Raw genomic sequence first — 15,732 nt, 5'->3', positions numbered from 1 at the left:
AGTGTGAACGCGCCGGGCCTCCCGCGCCCTGCGGAGCGGGGTGTCGTACCCCCGCGGTGACGGAACGTGCCCGGAAATCCCGGTGCGACGGCCTGGCCGGGGCACGTGGTGGCGGCCCGCGCGGTCTGGCCTCCCGGTGGGGGAGGCGACTGCCGGGTCGTGTCGTGCCTCCGGACCGATCGACGGGTATGGATCTTCTTCCCTTTTCCGCTGATGACGCAGCCGCGGTGGCCGGCTGGCCGGCCTCGGCCAAAGGGGCTGGGCCGCGCGCTGGTGAGGGCTCCTGGCCCGGGCCGTCGGGGCGGGCTTCTGCGACGTCTTCATGCGCGTGCACCCGCACAACGCGTGGGCTGTGCGGTGCTACCAGGGGGGGCCGGGATCGCGCCCGTGGCCCCCGCTCTCGCCCGAGCCTGGAACGAGGCCCAGCCGGTCGGCTGCGTATGGCTCCGGGGCGATACCGGAGCCCCCGGCGGCCCTACGGGAACCAGCTCGTCCAGGTCTTGGGCCGGGAGGCGACCTCCCGGACCGGGAGCCCGTCCCGCCCCGCCTGGGCCAGGGGGAGCACGCTGTCCGGGCTCGGGCTCGCCGGACGACCGCACGCCGTCAGGCAGGCCGGCGTGACCGTGGCCGCGAACAGCAGGTACCGCCCCTCCAGGCTCGGGCCGGGGCACCGGTCCTCCCGACCTCGGCCGCGCACCGGCCGGTCGGCGTACGCGGCCCCGGAACGCCGCCGCGCCCACCATCAACGCGGCGCGTCACCGACAGCGCCCGCAGGCGAACGCCGAACCGGGCCCGCGGCGCCGCCGCCGGAACGGCGCCGCGGCCCGGGCGTGCGCTGCTCCGCTGGGCGGTCGCCCGTTCGGCGGACCTGCGGGCGGGCCCGGGGTCGCCGCCGCCCTGACGGGATACGGATGTCGTCGCCGCACCACGACCGCGCCGCCGCCTCCGGGGAGACTTCGATGAGCTGGATCAACCGACGCGACCTCGCCCTGCTGGCGCTGCGGGCCGGAACCGGAGCGGTGCTCATGGCACACGGCACCCAGAAGCTGTTCGGGTGGTTCGGCGGAGCCGGTCTCGACAATACGGCGGCCGCGATGGAGCACATGGGCTACACCCCCGGCCGGCAGAGCGCCCTGGCCGCGGGACTCGGCGAGACCGGGGGCGGGGCGCTGCTCGTCCTGGGCCTGGCCACGCCGGCGGCGGGCGCCGCGGCCGCGGGAGCCATGGCGGGCGCCGTGGCCGTCCACGCGCCCGCGGGCTTCTTCGCCCAGGGCGGCGGGTTCGAGTACCCGGCCTTCCTCGGGTTCACCGCCGCCGCCATCGGCCTCGCCGGGGCCGGCCGCTACTCCTTGGACCACGCCACCGGCCACACCTTCGACCAGCGGTGGATGCTCGCCCTGGCCTTCGCCACCAGCGCCGTCGCGGCGGCAGCCGTCGTCACCAAGCATCCGGCCGCCTGGACCGGTATGACCCGCGCCGGCAGCGTGGACCTGCCCGGCGAGATCGCGGGTGCGGTGGCCGTCGACGAACTGGTCGTCCACGGCTGGGACCTGGCCCGGGCGACCGGCCAGGAGTACGCGCCCGACCAGGCCGCGCTGCGCGCCGCGTACGAATTCCTGCTGGCGGCCGCCGAGGACGAGACCCGCGGCGGGGGTATCTTCGGCCCGGTCGTGCCCGTACCGGACGACGCCCCGCTGCTGGACCGGGCAGTCGGCCTGAGCGGACGCGACCCGGCCTGGGCACCCCCGGCGCCCCCGTGACGCAGGCGCGGCGGGCCGCGCGCCGCGTGCCGTGCACGGGTATGCCCGCCGGACGTCCCGCCAGGCCTCGGCCAGTTCGCCGAGGACGCGGGGCAGTTCCTCACGCCACTCGGCGGACAGCGGGGTCGCGGCCGGGTCCGGGGCGGTGTCGGTCGTGGGGCCCAGGTCCTTGCGTGCGGCGTCGCGGAAGGCGACGGCCAGACCGGTCAGGTGGACCAGCAGGACACCGACCGTGTAGTCGGGGCAGGGCGTCGGGGCGTCCAGCCGGGCGTCCGGGACGCCTGCCGCGAGACGGGCCACGGCGTCGGTCTGTGCGCCGAGGTCCGGAATCGTCCTACCGGCCATCTGCCGCTCCTCTCGTCCTGGCGATGGGGGTGGGTCCGCGTCCGGCCGGCCGCCGACGCGTTCGATCGTTCACTCCTCCTCCTGGTTCCGCCGCATGCGAACTCATGATCTCGTGATCGTCGGGGCGGGCTCCGGCAACACCGTCGTCGACGAGCGCTTCTCGCACCTGGACGTGGCCGTCATCGACGAGGGGCCGTTCGGCGGCACCTGCCTGAACCGCGGATGCATCCCCAGCAAGATGCTCGTGCACGTCGCGGACCTCACCGACACGATCCGCGAGGCCGGCCGGTTCGGCGTGGAGGCCCGGCCGGGCCGCGTGGACTGGCCCGCCGTCCGCGAACGGGTCTTCGGCCGACTGGACCAGGAGGCCGCCGAGGGGGAGCAGGGGCGGCGCGGCTCGGCGAACATCGACGTCCACAAGGGCCGCGCCCGCTTCACCGGCGACCGGACGCTCACCGTCGAGGCCGGCGCCGACACCGTCACGGTACGCGGAGAGCAGGTCGTCGTGGCCGTCGGCAGCCGCCCGGCCGTACCCCCGCCGGTCCGGGACGGCGGACTGCCGTACGAAACCTCCGACACGGTGATGCGCCTGGACCGCCCGCCGCGGCACCTCGCGGTGCTGGGCGGCGGTTACGTCGCAGCCGAACTCGCACACGTCTTCCACGCGGCGGGCAGCCGCATCACGGTCATCGAACAGGAGGACACACTGCTCTCCGCCCAGGACGAGACGGTCGCCGCCGCCTACACCGCCATCGCGTCCGAGCGCTACGACGTGCGCACGGGCAGGGCGCTGACCCGCGTCGAGGGCGAGCCGGGACGGCTGCGCCTGGTGTTGGACGACGGCCCGGCCGTCGAGGCGGACACCCTGCTCGTGGCGGTGGGACGCAACCCCAACAGTGACCGGATCGACGCCGGCCGCGCCGGGATCGACCTGCACGACGACGGCCGGATCGTCGTGGACGCCTTCCAGCGGACCAGCGCGGAGGGGGTGTTCGCCCTCGGAGACGTCTGCACGCCCTTCCCGCTCAAACACGTGGCGAACCGGGAGGCGCACGTCGTCGCGCACAACCTGCTCCACCCCGACGCTCCGGTCCGCACCTCTCACGAGGCCGTCCCGGCAGGGGTGTTCACCCGCCCCCAGATCGCGCAGGTCGGCAGGACGGAGCAGCAGTGCCGACAGGAGGGACTCGACTACGCCGTCTCCGTACGCCGCTTCGCCGACACCGCCTACGGCTGGGACCTGGAGGACACCACCGGCTTCTGCAAGGTACTGGCGGACCGCCGCACGGGACTTCTGCTGGGCGCCCACATCCTGGGCCCGCAGGCCGCGAGCCTGATCCAGCCGCTGGTGATCGCCATGAGCCTCGGCATCAAGGCCCTCGACCTCGCCCGTTCCCCGCTGTGGATCCACCCCGCGCCGACCGAGGCGGTCTCCAACGCCCTCCTCGACCTGGATTTCGGCGATCGCGGGCGGTAGACCGCCGGGGAGGTGTCGAGAACGCGGCACGGCTCCGTCCCAGGGGTACCGATAGCCGGAAACGAACCGCGATACGCAGAAGGAGCACCGCGTGGCGATCCAGCGGATGGACAACGTGGCCGTCGTCGTCGACGACTTGGAGGCCGCCATCGCCTTCTTCACCGAGCTCGGCATGGAGCTGGAAGGCGAAGCGGAGATCGAGGGAATCTGGGCGGACCGGACGGTCGGCCTCGACGGGGTCCGCAGCGCCATCGCGATGATGCGCACCCCGGACGGTCACGGCAAACTGGAGCTGACGAAGTTCCACACCCCAGCGGCGATCACCACCGGACTGCACGACCCGCCACCCAACACTCTGGGCCTGCACCGTGTCATGTTCGCCGTCGACGACATCGACGACACGATCAGCCGCCTGCGCCGCCACGGCGCTGAACTCCTCGGCGAAGTGGCGCAGTACGAGAGCGTCTACCGCCTCTGCAACCTTCGCGGCCCGGCGGGAATCATCGTGGCTCTGGCCGAACGGATCGGCTGAGGGCTGTCCCGCAACTGTTGACCGCGGGCGGGACGGACCAAGCAGCTGAGTAGCGTGACACGGGGGCTCCTGCACGCTGCACCGGGTAATTCCCAGGCATCCCGTCCGGCGTTCGTCCTATCCTGTCCGCTGCCGTCCGTGCCCGGACGGGCTCGACGAAGGGGCGGCGGAGTGCCGGACGTGTACACGGTCATGCTGGATGCCGAGTTGAGTAAGGCGTTCGACGTGTGGTCCGGCTATCTGAACGCCCGGACTGGCGAGGATCCCCGGGCCCGTGCGCGACTGTGCTCCACGTTGCAGTCGGCCCGCGAGGCAGCCGCGGGGGGCGAGACCGCCTCTGCACGCGCCTTGGTGACGGAGATGTACGGCGACGCCCGAGAGGCTGGCCTTCACCTGGCTCCCGTGGAGCCCGGACCCTGCACGGCGGACCGGCAGGCGCGCGACTACGCCAAGGACGAACTGCGGCAGGTGCTTCCTGTGCAGCTGCGCGAGGATCTCGACAGCATCGCGCTCTTCCTGCGCGTCACGGGGCGCCGCCTCTTGACCGTCCCCGGCCTCGACGCCGCCACGCGTCAGGACATCCTCTACATCTCGGCCCGCGCCGGGATGGCCCTCGATCTCGCCCACCCGACGGCAGCGCGACGGGAGCTCGAACGCCTCAAGGTCATTGCGCGACGCTGCAACGTGGCGCCCTGAGAGCCGAGCAGCCCGGTCGGATCCGCCGCCTGCCGATCTCAGCGGGCGGCGGCGGATCCGCTCGGTACGGTCGCCCAGGTACCGCCGTTCACCTTGTACACCGTCAGCCGGCGGTTGACCGTGTCACCGCTGCCGTCGAAGGCGACCCGGCCCGTGACGCCGTCGAAGGCCAGCCCCGCCACGGCCTGCGGCAGCTTCGCCCGGAGGTTGTCGGGGAGGGTGCCGTCGTTGGCCGCCACCACGGCCTTCACCGCTTCGATCAGCGACCACGTCGCGTCGTACGCGTAGGGGCCGTACCAGCCGGCCGCCTCCGGATAGCCCGCCTTCTGGTACCGGGCGAGGAAGTCCTGCCCCGCCGGCGATTCCTCGGCGGGTGCGCCGATGTTGGTCGCGAGGTCGCCCTCGGCCTTCGGGTTCGACGTGAGGTACTGCTGGTCGAAGATGCCGTCGCCGCCCATCAGGGGGGCGTTCACCCCGGCCTGCTTGAGCTGCTGGGAGATCGGCGCAGCGGTGTCGTAGTAGCCGCCGAAGTAGACGGCGTCGGCCCCTGACGACCGGACCCTCGTGGCGAGGCCCTCGAAGGCGCGCTCTGCAGGGTCGACCTGCTCGGTACCGACGACGGTCCCGCCGAGCTTCGTGAACTCGGCCGTGAAACGGGAGCTGAGAGCGGTGCCGTGGGCGCTCGCGTCGTCGACCACGTACAGCTTGGTCTTCTTCGCCTCGCCGTGCAGGTACCGAGCGGCGAACGGCCCCTGGTCCACGTCCGTGGCGACGGTGCGGAAGTAGGTGGAGTACGGACGCGACGTGCTGCCGGCGGCCCAGCCGGGGCCGAGTGTCAGGACGGGGTCGGTGTTGCCCGGTGACACGACGGCCATGTTCGCTTGCGCGAGCGGTGCCACCAGCGTCTTGGCGACACCGGAGTTGAGCGGACCGACGACCCCGAGCACCTTCTCGTCGGACACGAACTGGGCGGCGTTGGAGGCACCCCTGGCGGGATCGGCCCCGTCGTCCAGGGCCTTGATCTCGAAGTTCACGCCGGGAACGTGCCCGGCTTCGTTGGCGGTCCTGGCCGCCAGGTCGGCGGAGTTCTTGATGCCGGCGCCCATCGAGGACATCCCGCCGCTCAGCGGTGCGTCCACCCCGATCACCACCGTGACGGAGGAAGGGGGCGCCCCGCTCCCGGCCGCCTTGCCGCCACCGCGGTCGTCGTCGCCGTGGGTGAGGCTCCAGGTCAGGACGGAGCCAGTGGCGAGGGTCGCCATCGCCGCGCCCAGGACCACCGAGCGCCGGGTGAGGGTACGTCCCCGGACGGACGTCTGCTCGCCCTGCCTCGTCTCCTGCCTGGTCTCGGGCACGACCGGTGCCTCGGTCGGTGCTTCGGCCGGGGCCTCGGGCGGCGCCTCCGGTGCGGGCGGCGGCCCGCTCGGCCGGTCGGGCACGGAGCGCGGCGGCGTGCCGGCGGTGGACCCGGGGTCGAGGACCGTGGGGGTCGGCACCGACGCCGTCGTCCCCGGAACCGGCTCCGGCTCAGCTGCGTGCTCGGGTACCTGCTCCTGCGCCGGTACGGAGGGCGTCCTCGGGTCGGGCGGGGGTGTGGGCCCGGGCTCCGGTTCGCGCCCCCGCCCGGTGGAGGCATCGGGCAGGGACGGGGAGGACCGCAGCACCGAGGCGAGCATCCCGGCCGCTTCCGCGGCTTCCACGCGCTGCGCCGGATCCTTGGTGAGGAGCGCGTCCAGCAGGGGTGTCAGCGGGCCCGCGTGGACCGGGGGCCGGTGCGGCCGGGTGAACACGGCCACGGCGAGGGCGTGCAGCCCCTCCGCATCGAACGGCGGACGCCCCTCGACGGCGTGGTAGAGGGTGGCGCCCAGCGCCCACAGGTCGTTCGCAGGGGTCGGGCGCTTGCCCTCCAGCTGTTCCGGCGCCATGTACTGGGGTGTGCCGATGACGGTCCCGCTGTGGCTCAGCCTGGTCGTGGCGTCCGCGAGGTGGGCGATGCCGAAGTCGGTGAGGACGACGCGGTCCTTGGTCAGGAGCACGTTGTCCGGCTTGATGTCACGGTGGACGATCCGCGCTCCGTGCGCCTCGGCCAGCGCGTCGAGCAGGGCGGCGCCGATCTCGGCCACCCGCTGGACGGGCAGTCGGCCCTGGCTGCGGATGGCGGCGGCCAGGGACTTGCCGCGGACCAGCTCCATGACGATGACGGGGGCGCCGTCGTGCTCCACGACGTCATGGATGGTGATGATCCCGGGGTGGTTGAGCGTGACCGCCGCGCGGGCCTCGCCGATGAACCGCCGCAGCAGTGCGGCGCGGTCCCCGTCCTCCAGACCTGGCGGAAAGAGGATCTCCTTGACGGCGACCTCGCGCCCGAAGAGGTGCTGGTCGACGCCACGCCAGACCCGGCCCATACCGCCCTGGCCGATGCGTTCGACCAGCTGGTACCGGCCGGCGATGAGTTCGGGATTCTGCTCGGTCACGCGCACACTCTAGATCCTGCTGAGCCGATCAGGTGACGGAAGTCTGGCTTGATCACGCCCTCGGTGAGGAGGGCGCCGTGTGCCCGTCCGGGAGAGGCGGACGAACTCCCTTCCCAGGTGTGCTGTTCTCCGGGTTTGGTGCGGGTGGGGGGTGTGGTGTGGATAGCGTCGCCCCATGGGTTTCGGTGGTGTGGGCGACGGCGGTGGTCGGGGGCGGGCGCCGCGGGGGCATGTGCTGTTGTTGGCGGCGGATGCAGCAGTGCGGCGTGGCGGGGTGCTGGTGGCTCCTGGTGTGAACGTCGCCGCGCTGGCGATGGTCCCGGCGGACGTGTTGCTGGGGTGCGAGGTGCCGGCTGACATGGTGTGTCTGGAGGGGGTGCGTGATCCGAACACGGTGTTGGCGCGGTTGCGGGTGGCCGTGGCGGCGACAGGTCCGCTGTTCGTGTACGTGTCCGGCCGGTTGACGGCGGATCGTCGCAGCCGGCGGTTGTTCGTCGCGTTGGCGGGGACGACGGCGGGCAGCGTGCGCTACACCTCGTTGCCGTGGGAGTGGCTGGTGGGGGAGTTGCGTTCGCGTTCGGGGGGTGTGACCACGGTGGTGGTCGACCTGGTGGCGGACAAGGAGGCGTGGCCACTGGTGGGGGAGGCGGGGGCGCTGCCGGGGCTCGCGGAACTTGCCGGGGTAGAGGTGTTCGGGGTGGTGTGCGGGCCGGATGTGCCGGCCGGGGGCGGAGGCGTCAGCGGGTACACCCGGCAGTGGATCGACCAGCTCCGGCGCGCTCCGGTGCGGCCGTCCGACGTGGAGGTACATGTGCTGGCGGTGGGGTCGGCCGCGCCGGCGCCGGGCACGCTGGTGGTGCCGTCCGCGCGCGAGCTGGAGATGCGCCGTTCGCCGGCGCCCGCCCGCGTACGCCGGGAACCGGAAAAGCCTGGCCGGGAACCCGAGCCGGTTGCCGGGCCTGCCTCCCGGCCCGGACCGGTGGTGGAGGGGGACCCGCGGGCACGTCTGCACGCGTTGGCGGTGGAGGGCCGCCATGGCGAGGCGGATGCGCTGGCGAGGGCGTGGGAGCGGAGCGTGGTGGAGCGGTGGGGACGGGCGTCGGCGGAGGCGGTGCGGTGTGCGGAGATCCGTGCTGATCTTGCGCGGATGGCCGGCGATTTCGTGTCGGCGACCCGGTTGTGGGTGCATGCGGGGCGGGCGCGGCTGGAGTGGCAGGGTGGGGACGCGGCCGAGGTCCGTGACGCGGCGGCCGGAGCCCTGTACTGCTGGACGCAGGTGAAGGACCGAGCGGGCGCGTTGGAGGCGGGACCCGAACTGGTGGATCTGCTGCGGACGCTGCCGCTGGCCGATCCCGGTCATCTGCGGCTGGCGGAGCGGCGGCTGGAAGCGCTGCGTGACCCCGGCCGCTCCGGCGCCCTGAACCCCTGATCCAGGACGCCGCATCTGCGGGTTTCAGTTGCTGCCGCCGGTGGCGGGGGTGTCCTTGTACTGGCCGTTCATGCGGGCGAAGTCGGCGCGCAGCGCCTCGTCATTGGCGACCTGGCCCTTGCCTGCCTGCACCATCGGCCCCTGCAGTGCGGTGCACTTGCCGGAGAGACCGTCGAGGTAGGTTTTCCAGGACTGGTACAGCTCGCTCTGTGCGGCTGCGCTCTCCACGCCGGGGACGGCCGCGCCGCTCTGCCCGGCCTCGAACTCGGCCTTGGCCCTCTTGATCCCCGACACCAGCTGGCCGACGTCGTTGCTGGCCTTGTTCCATACCGCCTGGTCGGATTTGAGGTCCTCGCCGCCCCCGCCGCCTCCGCCGTCGGGTGCGGTGCCGGCGAGGCGCATCTGCGTCGCGGCGGCCGTCCCTCCCTTGAGACCGGCCCATTCCGCGTCGAAGGAAGTACTGCTCATCCGAGCCCCCGTAGAAATCTGCGAATGCAATGATCAAAGGCTCATCCTACGAGTCGGGCCGGCCATGCCCACCCTCGCCCCGCGGCCAATTGGGCCACCGGGCCGGTATGCCCCGGTTGGAGCTGATCATGCCGCGCCCGTACCGGGCTGGGAGTGCGAAGTGCGTTGTGCAAAGCCCGAGCCGCGTGGACAGCCCTGGACGGCGGGGTAGGTGTGCATTGCATACTGCTGGACATGACGCTTTCGCCGGTTGCCCGCATCCATCTGATGATCACGTTCGTCCTGGTGATGTGCGGGGTGGCCGGTGGTGCCTGTTTCGGCTGGCTGCTGGGCGGGCGGGTGACGGGTGTGCTGGCTGCGGTGGCGGCCGCGCTGGGGGCGGGGATCGGCTCCTTCCTCTCACGCAGGCACGTGGCCGACTTCCTCCGCCCGGCCCCGGCCCCCGAAGCCGTTTCCGTGCCTGTTTCCGCGCAGGCCCCGGCCCCGGTTCCCGCTTCCGATCCGCATCCGCTTCCGGTGGCGGTGGCTGTTTCGGATGCGGTGGGCGGGTATGCCGAGGGCGTCGCCGACGCGGTTCTGGTGAGTCTCGCGACGTACCAGGCGGCGGCCTTCCCACTGACCGCTTTCGGGGTCAGCGAGGAGGAACGGGATGCTCGCCGCGGTGTCGCCTACCGCGTGTGCGCCCACGAGGGTCTGCCGCAGTCGGTGCGGGTGTCGGCGGCCGCCGCCCTGGAGGCGGTCGACCAGGGTGTGGACGCGGGGCGCGCGCATGCCGCGATGAAGGCGCTGTCGCTGGCCGTCTACGACCACCGCACCACCCGCTGACTCGCACTGAAGCGGGAACCGGTGGGGCTGCCTGCCGGGCTTGCGGGTGGTGGGGTCGCTTAGGGTGGCCTCACCAGGCGACCCGTATCCCGCGGGCCGGCAACAGGCGTTGTGGGTGGTGGTGTTGGTGGACCTTCTGCGGCCCGATGATCCGCTGGAGATGGGCGGCTACCGCCTGCTGGCACGCCTGGGCGAGGGCGGGATGGGTGAGGTGTTCCTGGCCCGTACGGCTTCCGGCCGGCCGCTGGCGCTGAAGACCGTGCACCGGGCTCTGAGTCTGCAGGCGGATTTCGCGGAGCGTTTCGACCGGGAGATACGTACCAGCGACCGTGTGCGGGGGGCGTGGACCGTGTCGGTGGTCGACTTCAGCCCGCCGGGGGCCGCGCCGCATTGGCTGGCGACCGAGTACGTTCCCGCGCCGTCCCTGGCCGACTGGATCCACCGGCACGGGCCGCTGCCGCGGCCCGCCCTGTACTGCCTGGCCCGGGAACTGGCAGCGGCTCTGGTGACGGTCGGGGCGGCCGGGGTCGTCCACCGGGACATCAAGCCGGCCAACGTGCTGCTGGGCCGCGAACGTCCCTTCCTCATCGATTTCGGGATAGCCCGCGCCGCCCGCGATGCCCGTTGCACGCAGACCGGCGCGGTGATCGGCACTCCCGGCTACCTCGCCCCGGAACAGGCCACCGGTGCTGCCGTGTCGGCTGCGGCCGATGTGTTCTCCCTCGCGGCGGTCCTCGTGTACGCGGCCACCGGCTGCGGTCCGTTCCTGGCCGCGGGGGAGGAGCTGCAGCTCCCGGCGCTCCTGTACCGGATCGTCCACGACGAGCCCCGCCTGGCCGGCGTCCCGGAAGACCTGGTCCCGCTGGTGGGGGACTGCCTTGCCAAGGACCCGTCCCAGCGGCCCACCGCCCAGGAACTCCACCGGCGCCTCACCGACGTCGCCGCTGCTCCCGACGAGGGATCGGGGGTGGGGGAGTGGCACGCCGTGGTGCCGCCGATCCTGGCCGCGGACATCGCTCGCCGCGAGAGCGAACTGACCCGGCTCCTCGCCCCGCCGCCCGCGCTCCCACCCGTCGCCGCTCTCCCACCCGTTCCTGCACCGCCGGCACCGGTGCCGGCGGTGCAGGCGGCTCTTCCGCCCGTGCCGCCGGTTCCGACGGCTTCCGCTGCGGGCGTCGACGGGCGGGCGTCCGGCCGGGGCCGACTGATCGCCGTGGCGGGCGCGGCCGCCGTGCTGGCCGTGCTGGCCGCGTTCCCACTGCGGCTCCTCATGGACGGCGACCGCGACCGGGACGGGGGTGGCGGCAAGGCCACCCCGACCCCGACGCCGACCGCATCGGCTTCGGGCCCGGTGTCGGGGCGGGCCGCCCTGCCCGCCGCCTGGGTGGGGACCTGGTCGGGCACCGGGCCCGGAACACCGGACGCGGACGGCATCACCCGGGCCAGGGCGGGCGAGTTCTCCGTCACGGTCACCCTGAACGCCGGGGCGGTGGGCGAGCTCGTGGGCAGGCAGGTCAGCGACGTAAAGGAACTCTCCACCGGGCGGAACCTGGGCTGCACCGAGGCCCTGGAGCTGCGGCAGATCCGCCAGGACTCCGCCGTCTTCGCGGCCGTCACCAGCCACCCCACCGACCGTTCGGCCACCTTCGAATGTCCTCGGGGCAACCTCTACGTGCTCACCATGACGCAGCCCGACCGGCTGACCCTCGCGTCGGAAGGATCCCAGTCGGCCGGCGCCCCCGAAGCCCTCATCCGCCGCAGCTGACCCGCCCCTCCCCCTGGCATCCGGTGGCCGGGCGGGCCCGGGCGGGCGGTGCCAGGCTGGGAACAGGCCCATCTGCACACCGGCACAGTGCGGCACCCAGAGGAGCATCATGTCCCACACCGTGAACGGCGCCGTGGTCCGCCGCCGGCTGCGCACGGCCCTGGCAACGGCCGCCGCGGCCGCCGCCCTGCTAGCCGCGAACGCCCACCCGGCCACCGCCCGCACCGCCCAGAACGTCCAGCACGTCCAGATCGCCGGCACCGGGGCCGTCACCGCGCCCGCGCCGCCGTGCGGTAGCGGCCAGCTCGTACCGGGGGGTGCCGAGCGACTGGGGGTGAACGCGGTGCGGATCACCGTCGTCAACGAGGGTCCCGCACCGTGTGTCCTGCGGGGCCACCCCACGGTCGCCCTCGCCGGCCATGGCTCGCCCGCCGCCGCCAGGAGCCTCACCGTGATCCGCCAGGGCCCGGCGCGCCCGGTGGAGCTGCCCGTCGGCGGTGCGGCGGCGACCCGTATCGCCTTCGCCCCGGTCCTGGGTGAGGCCGACGGCTACTGCGCCTCCGGCGCGGAGCCGTTCGCCGCCCCCTCGATGGTGATCGGCGCCGCCGGCGCACGTCTCCAGCTCGCTCCCGACGACGGCGGGAACTTCGCCCTGTGCGGCACCGCCGTACGCGCCACCGCCTTCCGCCCCGCCCCCTGACCGCGCACGCGCGCATGGCAGGGGTGCTCAAAGGCCGGGCATGGCCCCGGTGATGCGGTCCCAGAGGGAACGGGTGGCACCGAAACCGCTCTCGTGCACCCACACGTGGCTGCACCCCGGGCACTGCAGGTGGAGCAGGCTGCCGGTGTTGGTGAGCAGGTAACGCCAGTGCGCGGAGCAGGTCCGCCGCTCCTGGCAGGGCTCGCAGCCGCGCGTGTCCTGGCACTGGGGGCAGGCCACCCAGGCGCGGCGCCCGGGATCGGCCTGCGGGTCAAGCGGCAGCACGGCCGTGTCCCCGGTCGGGCAGCACACCGGCCGCGACAAGGTCGTCGTAGAGGCGCTGCTGCTGCGCGTCCAGTCCGGAGTACAGCAGGTCGTACGCGGCCTCCTCACCCAGGAGGACCTCCACCGGGTCCCAGTCGGGGCCGAGGGCCTCCATCACCTGGGCACGCCGGAGCACCTCCTGCGAGGTGAGGTCGACCGCGAAGTCGACCAGCCCGGACCCGCCGGTACCGGCGCTGTCGTCAGGGGAGGGGGCGGAGGGGGTGTGAGGGGCCATGCCCTGAAGTTAGGTAAACCTTTCTTCCCCGGTCAAGAGAGGGTGGGCGGAGTCACAGCCCGCCCCGTCTCTTGGGGTGCGGTAGTGCGGCCTGGGGTTGAGGATGGGCTGGTGTGTGTCCCTTCGTACGGTCTGTCAGGAGTGGTGTCATGTTGGAGCGGGTTTTGCGTAGGGGTGGTACGGAGGTCACGTTCGTGCTGCCTTTGGATGTTCCGCCGGGGCCGGTGAGTGTGGTGGGGGATTTCAACGGCTGGCAGCCGGGTGTCCATACGCTTGTGCCGCGCAGGGACGGTAAGCGTGCGGTCACGCTGACACTGCCGAGTGAGCGCACGCATTCTTTCCGTTATCTGGCGGCGGGTGATTACTGGTTCAACGATGAGAGTGCTGGTGACCGGGAGGGCCCGAACAGTCGCCTGCACACCTGACCCCTCGCCCGTCTTTCTGTGTGGGGCGGGTCCTGTCTCTTCTCCGTCCGGCCCGGCCGCGCAGCCGTGCGGCTCTGGCTCGGGGTGTCCGGCTCGGTTCCCGCGTGTGGGGCTTGCCGCCGTCGCGTCCCCGCCGCCTACGGCCCTGTTGTCCGCTGCGTTCCCTTTGGCTCGCGGTGCGGAACTCTGTCTTCTGTGTGCGGCCGTGCCTGGGTGCGGGTTGTGGGGTGTGGCTGTGGCCCTGTGCGCGGGTGCGTGCGGGGCTCGGGGGGATGAGGTCGGTGTCGGCGCCGTCTGTGGTGTGGGGGTGTCAGAGTCCGAGTGCGATGGCGATGCGGGTCATCTCGGCGGTGGTGTTGACGTTGAGTTTGGCGCGGATGCGGCGGAGGTAGGCGTCGACGGTGTGCTTGGAGAGGCCCATGTGGCGGGCGGTTTGGAGGTAGGTGCGGCCGGCGGCGATGTGTCGCAGTGCTTCCTGCTCGCGGGGGGCCAGCTCAGGCGTGGGGGCCGCGGTGGTGGTGTGGGGGGTGGTGAGTGTGAGAGTCATGGGATTTCCTCCGCCGGATCGGCTCGGTCATCGCTGCTCGCGTCCTCGGAAGCAGGTGGGACATCCGACCGAATGTCCCGTTTTGTTCTCTTGTTAAGAGAGTGGCGGCGGCATTTCATAGGGCTGTCCGCCGACTGTCACAGGCGTGTGACAGCCCTCTTTTTCCCGCCCGCACGCGGCGTCGGTGGGGCGGGGGCCGGGGTGTTCCGTGCCGTTCAGGCTGTCCCGGATCGGGGGTGGCGTCGTTGCGGAGGAGGCGCTTTTGGGGCTTGTCCGTCCTGTTGCGTGGGTCGCCTGGACGAAGCGGACCTGCGTGCAGGGGCGAGGCTGACTGGTGTCGCACCGGCACGCTGACGCGGCGGTGGAGCCGGGGGCGGTGCGGACCGTCGATGTACTGCAGGAACGGGTTTGAGCTGGGCGGATGGCTGGTCTTGAACCGGCGGAGGACCAGGACGCAGCGTGGTTCCTCCCCGCCGACGCAGCCGCTCGCTTCCGCGGAAATCACTCCCCTCTGGGGCACTCCGCGATTCAATTCGCACAAGATTCGAACGACAGGTCGGCGTGGAGGCACCTCCAAAGAAGACGGGTCACGTTCCGAAGGAGGCGCCCCCATGCACCCGCAGGATCACCAGAGGCCAGATCCACCATGTCTTCGCGGCCTGCCCGCCACCGAGACACTCCGAGGTCTCTGGTGAATCCCGGAAGCGCCGGGTAATCGCCATGAACGACGACGCAGCCTCCACGCCCCTTTCCATCTCGCCCCCAGCGGCGGGCAAGGTGCGCTGAGGGGCGCGGTCGGCGCCCTGGGGTGGAAATGGGACGAATGTCGTTACCGGCTGGGGGCAGGGGGCACCCATAGGTGCCGTGACCGGTCCGTGTGAGGGGGCCGGCCCAAGACCCGTGCAGACGAGACGAGGATGAAGGAGTACGACGGATGACAACGGCTCGCGAGATCATGACCGCGGACGCGACGTGCATCGGCGCCCAGGAGACGGTCCTTGAGGCCGCGAAGAAGATGACCCAATTGAAGGTCGGAGCCCTGCCGATCTGCGGCACGGACGAGAAGCTCAAGGGCATGCTCACCGACCGGGACATCGTGGTGAAGGTACTGGGCGCCGGCAAGGACCCGGGCGCGGTGAAGGCCGGCGACCTCGCTCAGGGAGAGGCCGTGACCATCGGCGCCGACGACGACGCCGCAGAGATCCTGCGCACCATGAGCGAGCACCAGGTCCGCCGGCTGCCCGTCATCGACGGGCACACGCTGGTCGGCATCGTCGCGCTGGCCGATGTCGCCCGCGCGCTGCCGGAGGCCAAGGTCGGCGACCTGCTCCAGACGATCTCGGAGAACTGACCGGCCCCACGCGTTGGACGCCTGGGTGTCTGGATGGCGCGGGGCCCCACCGGCCGGTGGGGCCCCGCGCCACGTGCGGCTCAACACCGCGAAGAGCTGGTAGGGGCAGATCCGCTGCGGTCTTCTTCCGTGCGGTGCGCTCAGGCCTGGGTGCGCAGAGCCGCAGTGTCGGGGATTTCTCGGCCTCAGCCGGAAGCGGCGGCGCTTTCCTCCACGGGGGCGGACGCCTGGGCGGGAGCGGACTCCTGCTCCGGGGCCGACTCGGGCTTCGTCTCCGGCTTCGACTCGGGCTTCGTCTCCGGCTTCGTCTCCGGCTTCGACTCGGGCTTCGTCTCCGGCTTCGACTCGGGCTTCGTCTCGGGGGTCTGGACCTTGTCGG

The 15,732-nt window shown here is 72.5% G+C and carries 15 protein-coding genes and 2 pseudogenes; 10 read left to right on the top strand and 7 right to left on the bottom strand.

Going from position 1 to position 15,732, the window contains the following annotated elements:
• The first annotated feature begins 959 nt into the window (after window positions 1–959).
• Window positions 960–1,760 carry a TIGR03086 family metal-binding protein gene (locus AB0F82_RS19715; RefSeq protein ID WP_362629254.1) on the top strand — a complete coding sequence of 267 codons (801 nt, stop codon included), beginning with the start codon at window positions 960–962 and terminating at the stop codon, window positions 1,758–1,760.
• Between the two features lie 21 nt (window positions 1,761–1,781).
• Here the strand turns inward: AB0F82_RS19715 and AB0F82_RS19710 are convergent.
• Window positions 1,782–2,105 (bottom strand): annotated as a pseudogene (locus AB0F82_RS19710) (maleylpyruvate isomerase family mycothiol-dependent enzyme); the annotation flags it as partial.
• 94 nt (window positions 2,106–2,199) lie between these two features.
• On the opposite strand from AB0F82_RS19710, the gene AB0F82_RS19705 reads away from it, so the two are divergent.
• The 3 genes from AB0F82_RS19705 to AB0F82_RS19695 all read left to right on the top strand — a co-directional run bounded on the left by AB0F82_RS19705 (window position 2,200) and on the right by AB0F82_RS19695 (window position 4,810).
• Window positions 2,200–3,582: a mycothione reductase gene (locus AB0F82_RS19705; protein ID WP_362629251.1), complete on the top strand. Its 1,383-nt coding sequence runs from the start codon at window positions 2,200–2,202 to the stop codon at window positions 3,580–3,582.
• A 91-nt stretch (window positions 3,583–3,673) separates the two neighbouring features.
• Window positions 3,674–4,114 carry a VOC family protein gene (locus AB0F82_RS19700; protein WP_362629248.1) on the top strand — a complete coding sequence of 147 codons (441 nt, stop codon included), beginning with the start codon at window positions 3,674–3,676 and terminating at the stop codon, window positions 4,112–4,114.
• 171 nt (window positions 4,115–4,285) lie between these two features.
• Window positions 4,286–4,810 carry a hypothetical protein gene (locus AB0F82_RS19695; RefSeq protein ID WP_362629245.1) on the top strand — a complete coding sequence of 175 codons (525 nt, stop codon included), beginning with the start codon at window positions 4,286–4,288 and terminating at the stop codon, window positions 4,808–4,810.
• A gap of 38 nt (window positions 4,811–4,848) precedes the next feature.
• Here the strand turns inward: AB0F82_RS19695 and AB0F82_RS19690 are convergent, their stop codons facing one another.
• Window positions 4,849–7,284 (bottom strand): bifunctional serine/threonine-protein kinase/ABC transporter substrate-binding protein, encoded by a 2,436-nt coding sequence (locus AB0F82_RS19690; RefSeq protein WP_362629242.1) that lies wholly within the window; start codon window positions 7,282–7,284, stop codon window positions 4,849–4,851.
• A gap of 175 nt (window positions 7,285–7,459) precedes the next feature.
• Here AB0F82_RS19690 and AB0F82_RS19685 point away from each other — a divergent pair, with 175 nt between their 5' ends.
• Window positions 7,460–8,713 carry a hypothetical protein gene (locus AB0F82_RS19685; protein WP_362629239.1) on the top strand — a complete coding sequence of 418 codons (1,254 nt, stop codon included), beginning with the start codon at window positions 7,460–7,462 and terminating at the stop codon, window positions 8,711–8,713.
• 24 nt (window positions 8,714–8,737) lie between these two features.
• On the opposite strand, the gene AB0F82_RS19680 is transcribed toward AB0F82_RS19685, so the two are convergent.
• A complete protein-coding gene (locus AB0F82_RS19680; RefSeq protein WP_362629236.1) occupies window positions 8,738–9,181 on the bottom strand; it encodes a hypothetical protein in 444 nt (147 codons plus the stop codon).
• A gap of 234 nt (window positions 9,182–9,415) precedes the next feature.
• On the opposite strand from AB0F82_RS19680, the gene AB0F82_RS19675 reads away from it, so the two are divergent.
• From AB0F82_RS19675 to AB0F82_RS19665, 3 genes are all read left to right on the top strand, one after another.
• Window positions 9,416–10,006: a hypothetical protein gene (locus AB0F82_RS19675; protein ID WP_362629233.1), complete on the top strand. Its 591-nt coding sequence runs from the start codon at window positions 9,416–9,418 to the stop codon at window positions 10,004–10,006.
• Between the two features lie 127 nt (window positions 10,007–10,133).
• Window positions 10,134–11,771 carry a serine/threonine-protein kinase gene (locus tag AB0F82_RS19670; protein ID WP_362629230.1) on the top strand — a complete coding sequence of 546 codons (1,638 nt, stop codon included), beginning with the start codon at window positions 10,134–10,136 and terminating at the stop codon, window positions 11,769–11,771.
• 109 nt (window positions 11,772–11,880) lie between these two features.
• Window positions 11,881–12,471, top strand: coding sequence for a DUF4232 domain-containing protein (locus tag AB0F82_RS19665; RefSeq protein WP_362629228.1), 591 nt, complete (start codon window positions 11,881–11,883; stop codon window positions 12,469–12,471).
• A gap of 27 nt (window positions 12,472–12,498) precedes the next feature.
• Here AB0F82_RS19665 and AB0F82_RS19660 read toward each other — a convergent pair whose 3' ends face one another.
• Window positions 12,499–12,756, bottom strand: coding sequence for a hypothetical protein (locus AB0F82_RS19660; RefSeq protein ID WP_356816016.1), 258 nt, complete (start codon window positions 12,754–12,756; stop codon window positions 12,499–12,501).
• Window positions 12,743–13,030 (bottom strand): DUF6400 family protein, encoded by a 288-nt coding sequence (locus AB0F82_RS19655; RefSeq protein ID WP_356816017.1) that lies wholly within the window; start codon window positions 13,028–13,030, stop codon window positions 12,743–12,745. Before AB0F82_RS19655 ends, AB0F82_RS19660 begins: the two co-directional genes overlap by 14 nt.
• Before the next feature lie 149 nt (window positions 13,031–13,179).
• Here AB0F82_RS19655 and AB0F82_RS19650 point away from each other — a divergent pair, with 149 nt between their 5' ends.
• The gene (locus AB0F82_RS19650) at window positions 13,180–13,455 is read left to right on the top strand and encodes an isoamylase early set domain-containing protein (protein ID WP_362629224.1); all 276 of its coding nucleotides are present in this window, start codon (window positions 13,180–13,182) and stop codon (window positions 13,453–13,455) included.
• A gap of 310 nt (window positions 13,456–13,765) precedes the next feature.
• Here AB0F82_RS19650 and AB0F82_RS19645 read toward each other — a convergent pair whose 3' ends face one another.
• On the bottom strand, window positions 13,766–14,002 hold the full coding sequence (locus tag AB0F82_RS19645; protein ID WP_356816018.1) for a response regulator transcription factor: 237 nt from the start codon (window positions 14,000–14,002) through the stop codon (window positions 13,766–13,768).
• A gap of 934 nt (window positions 14,003–14,936) precedes the next feature.
• Here AB0F82_RS19645 and AB0F82_RS19640 point away from each other — a divergent pair.
• Window positions 14,937–15,353, top strand: coding sequence for a CBS domain-containing protein (locus tag AB0F82_RS19640; protein ID WP_356816019.1), 417 nt, complete (start codon window positions 14,937–14,939; stop codon window positions 15,351–15,353).
• A 185-nt stretch (window positions 15,354–15,538) separates the two neighbouring features.
• On the opposite strand, the pseudogene AB0F82_RS19635 reads toward AB0F82_RS19640, so the two are convergent.
• Window positions 15,539–15,732, bottom strand: a pseudogene (locus AB0F82_RS19635) (ABC transporter permease); the annotation flags it as partial.

The sequence above is a fragment of the Streptomyces virginiae genome, from assembly GCF_040638905.1.
Taxonomy (GTDB): Bacteria; Actinomycetota; Actinomycetes; order Streptomycetales; family Streptomycetaceae; genus Streptomyces; species Streptomyces virginiae_B.
This window is presented reverse-complemented; position numbering and strand designations above follow the sequence as displayed.

Bases quoted from the DNA above. Each gene is read 5' to 3' on its own strand.
- AB0F82_RS19715 (WP_362629254.1), top strand. From the start codon at position 960: ATGAGCTGGATCAACCGACGCGACCTCGCCCTGCTGGCGCTGCGGGCC.
- AB0F82_RS19705 (WP_362629251.1), top strand. From the start codon at position 2,200: ATGCGAACTCATGATCTCGTGATCGTCGGGGCGGGCTCCGGCAACACC.
- AB0F82_RS19685 (WP_362629239.1), top strand. From the start codon at position 7,460: ATGGGTTTCGGTGGTGTGGGCGACGGCGGTGGTCGGGGGCGGGCGCCG.
- AB0F82_RS19680 (WP_362629236.1), bottom strand. From the start codon at position 9,181: ATGAGCAGTACTTCCTTCGACGCGGAATGGGCCGGTCTCAAGGGAGGG.
- AB0F82_RS19675 (WP_362629233.1), top strand. From the start codon at position 9,416: ATGACGCTTTCGCCGGTTGCCCGCATCCATCTGATGATCACGTTCGTC.
- AB0F82_RS19665 (WP_362629228.1), top strand. From the start codon at position 11,881: ATGTCCCACACCGTGAACGGCGCCGTGGTCCGCCGCCGGCTGCGCACG.
- AB0F82_RS19655 (WP_356816017.1), bottom strand. From the start codon at position 13,030: ATGGCCCCTCACACCCCCTCCGCCCCCTCCCCTGACGACAGCGCCGGT.
- AB0F82_RS19650 (WP_362629224.1), top strand. From the start codon at position 13,180: ATGTTGGAGCGGGTTTTGCGTAGGGGTGGTACGGAGGTCACGTTCGTG.
- AB0F82_RS19645 (WP_356816018.1), bottom strand. From the start codon at position 14,002: ATGACTCTCACACTCACCACCCCCCACACCACCACCGCGGCCCCCACG.
- AB0F82_RS19640 (WP_356816019.1), top strand. From the start codon at position 14,937: ATGACAACGGCTCGCGAGATCATGACCGCGGACGCGACGTGCATCGGC.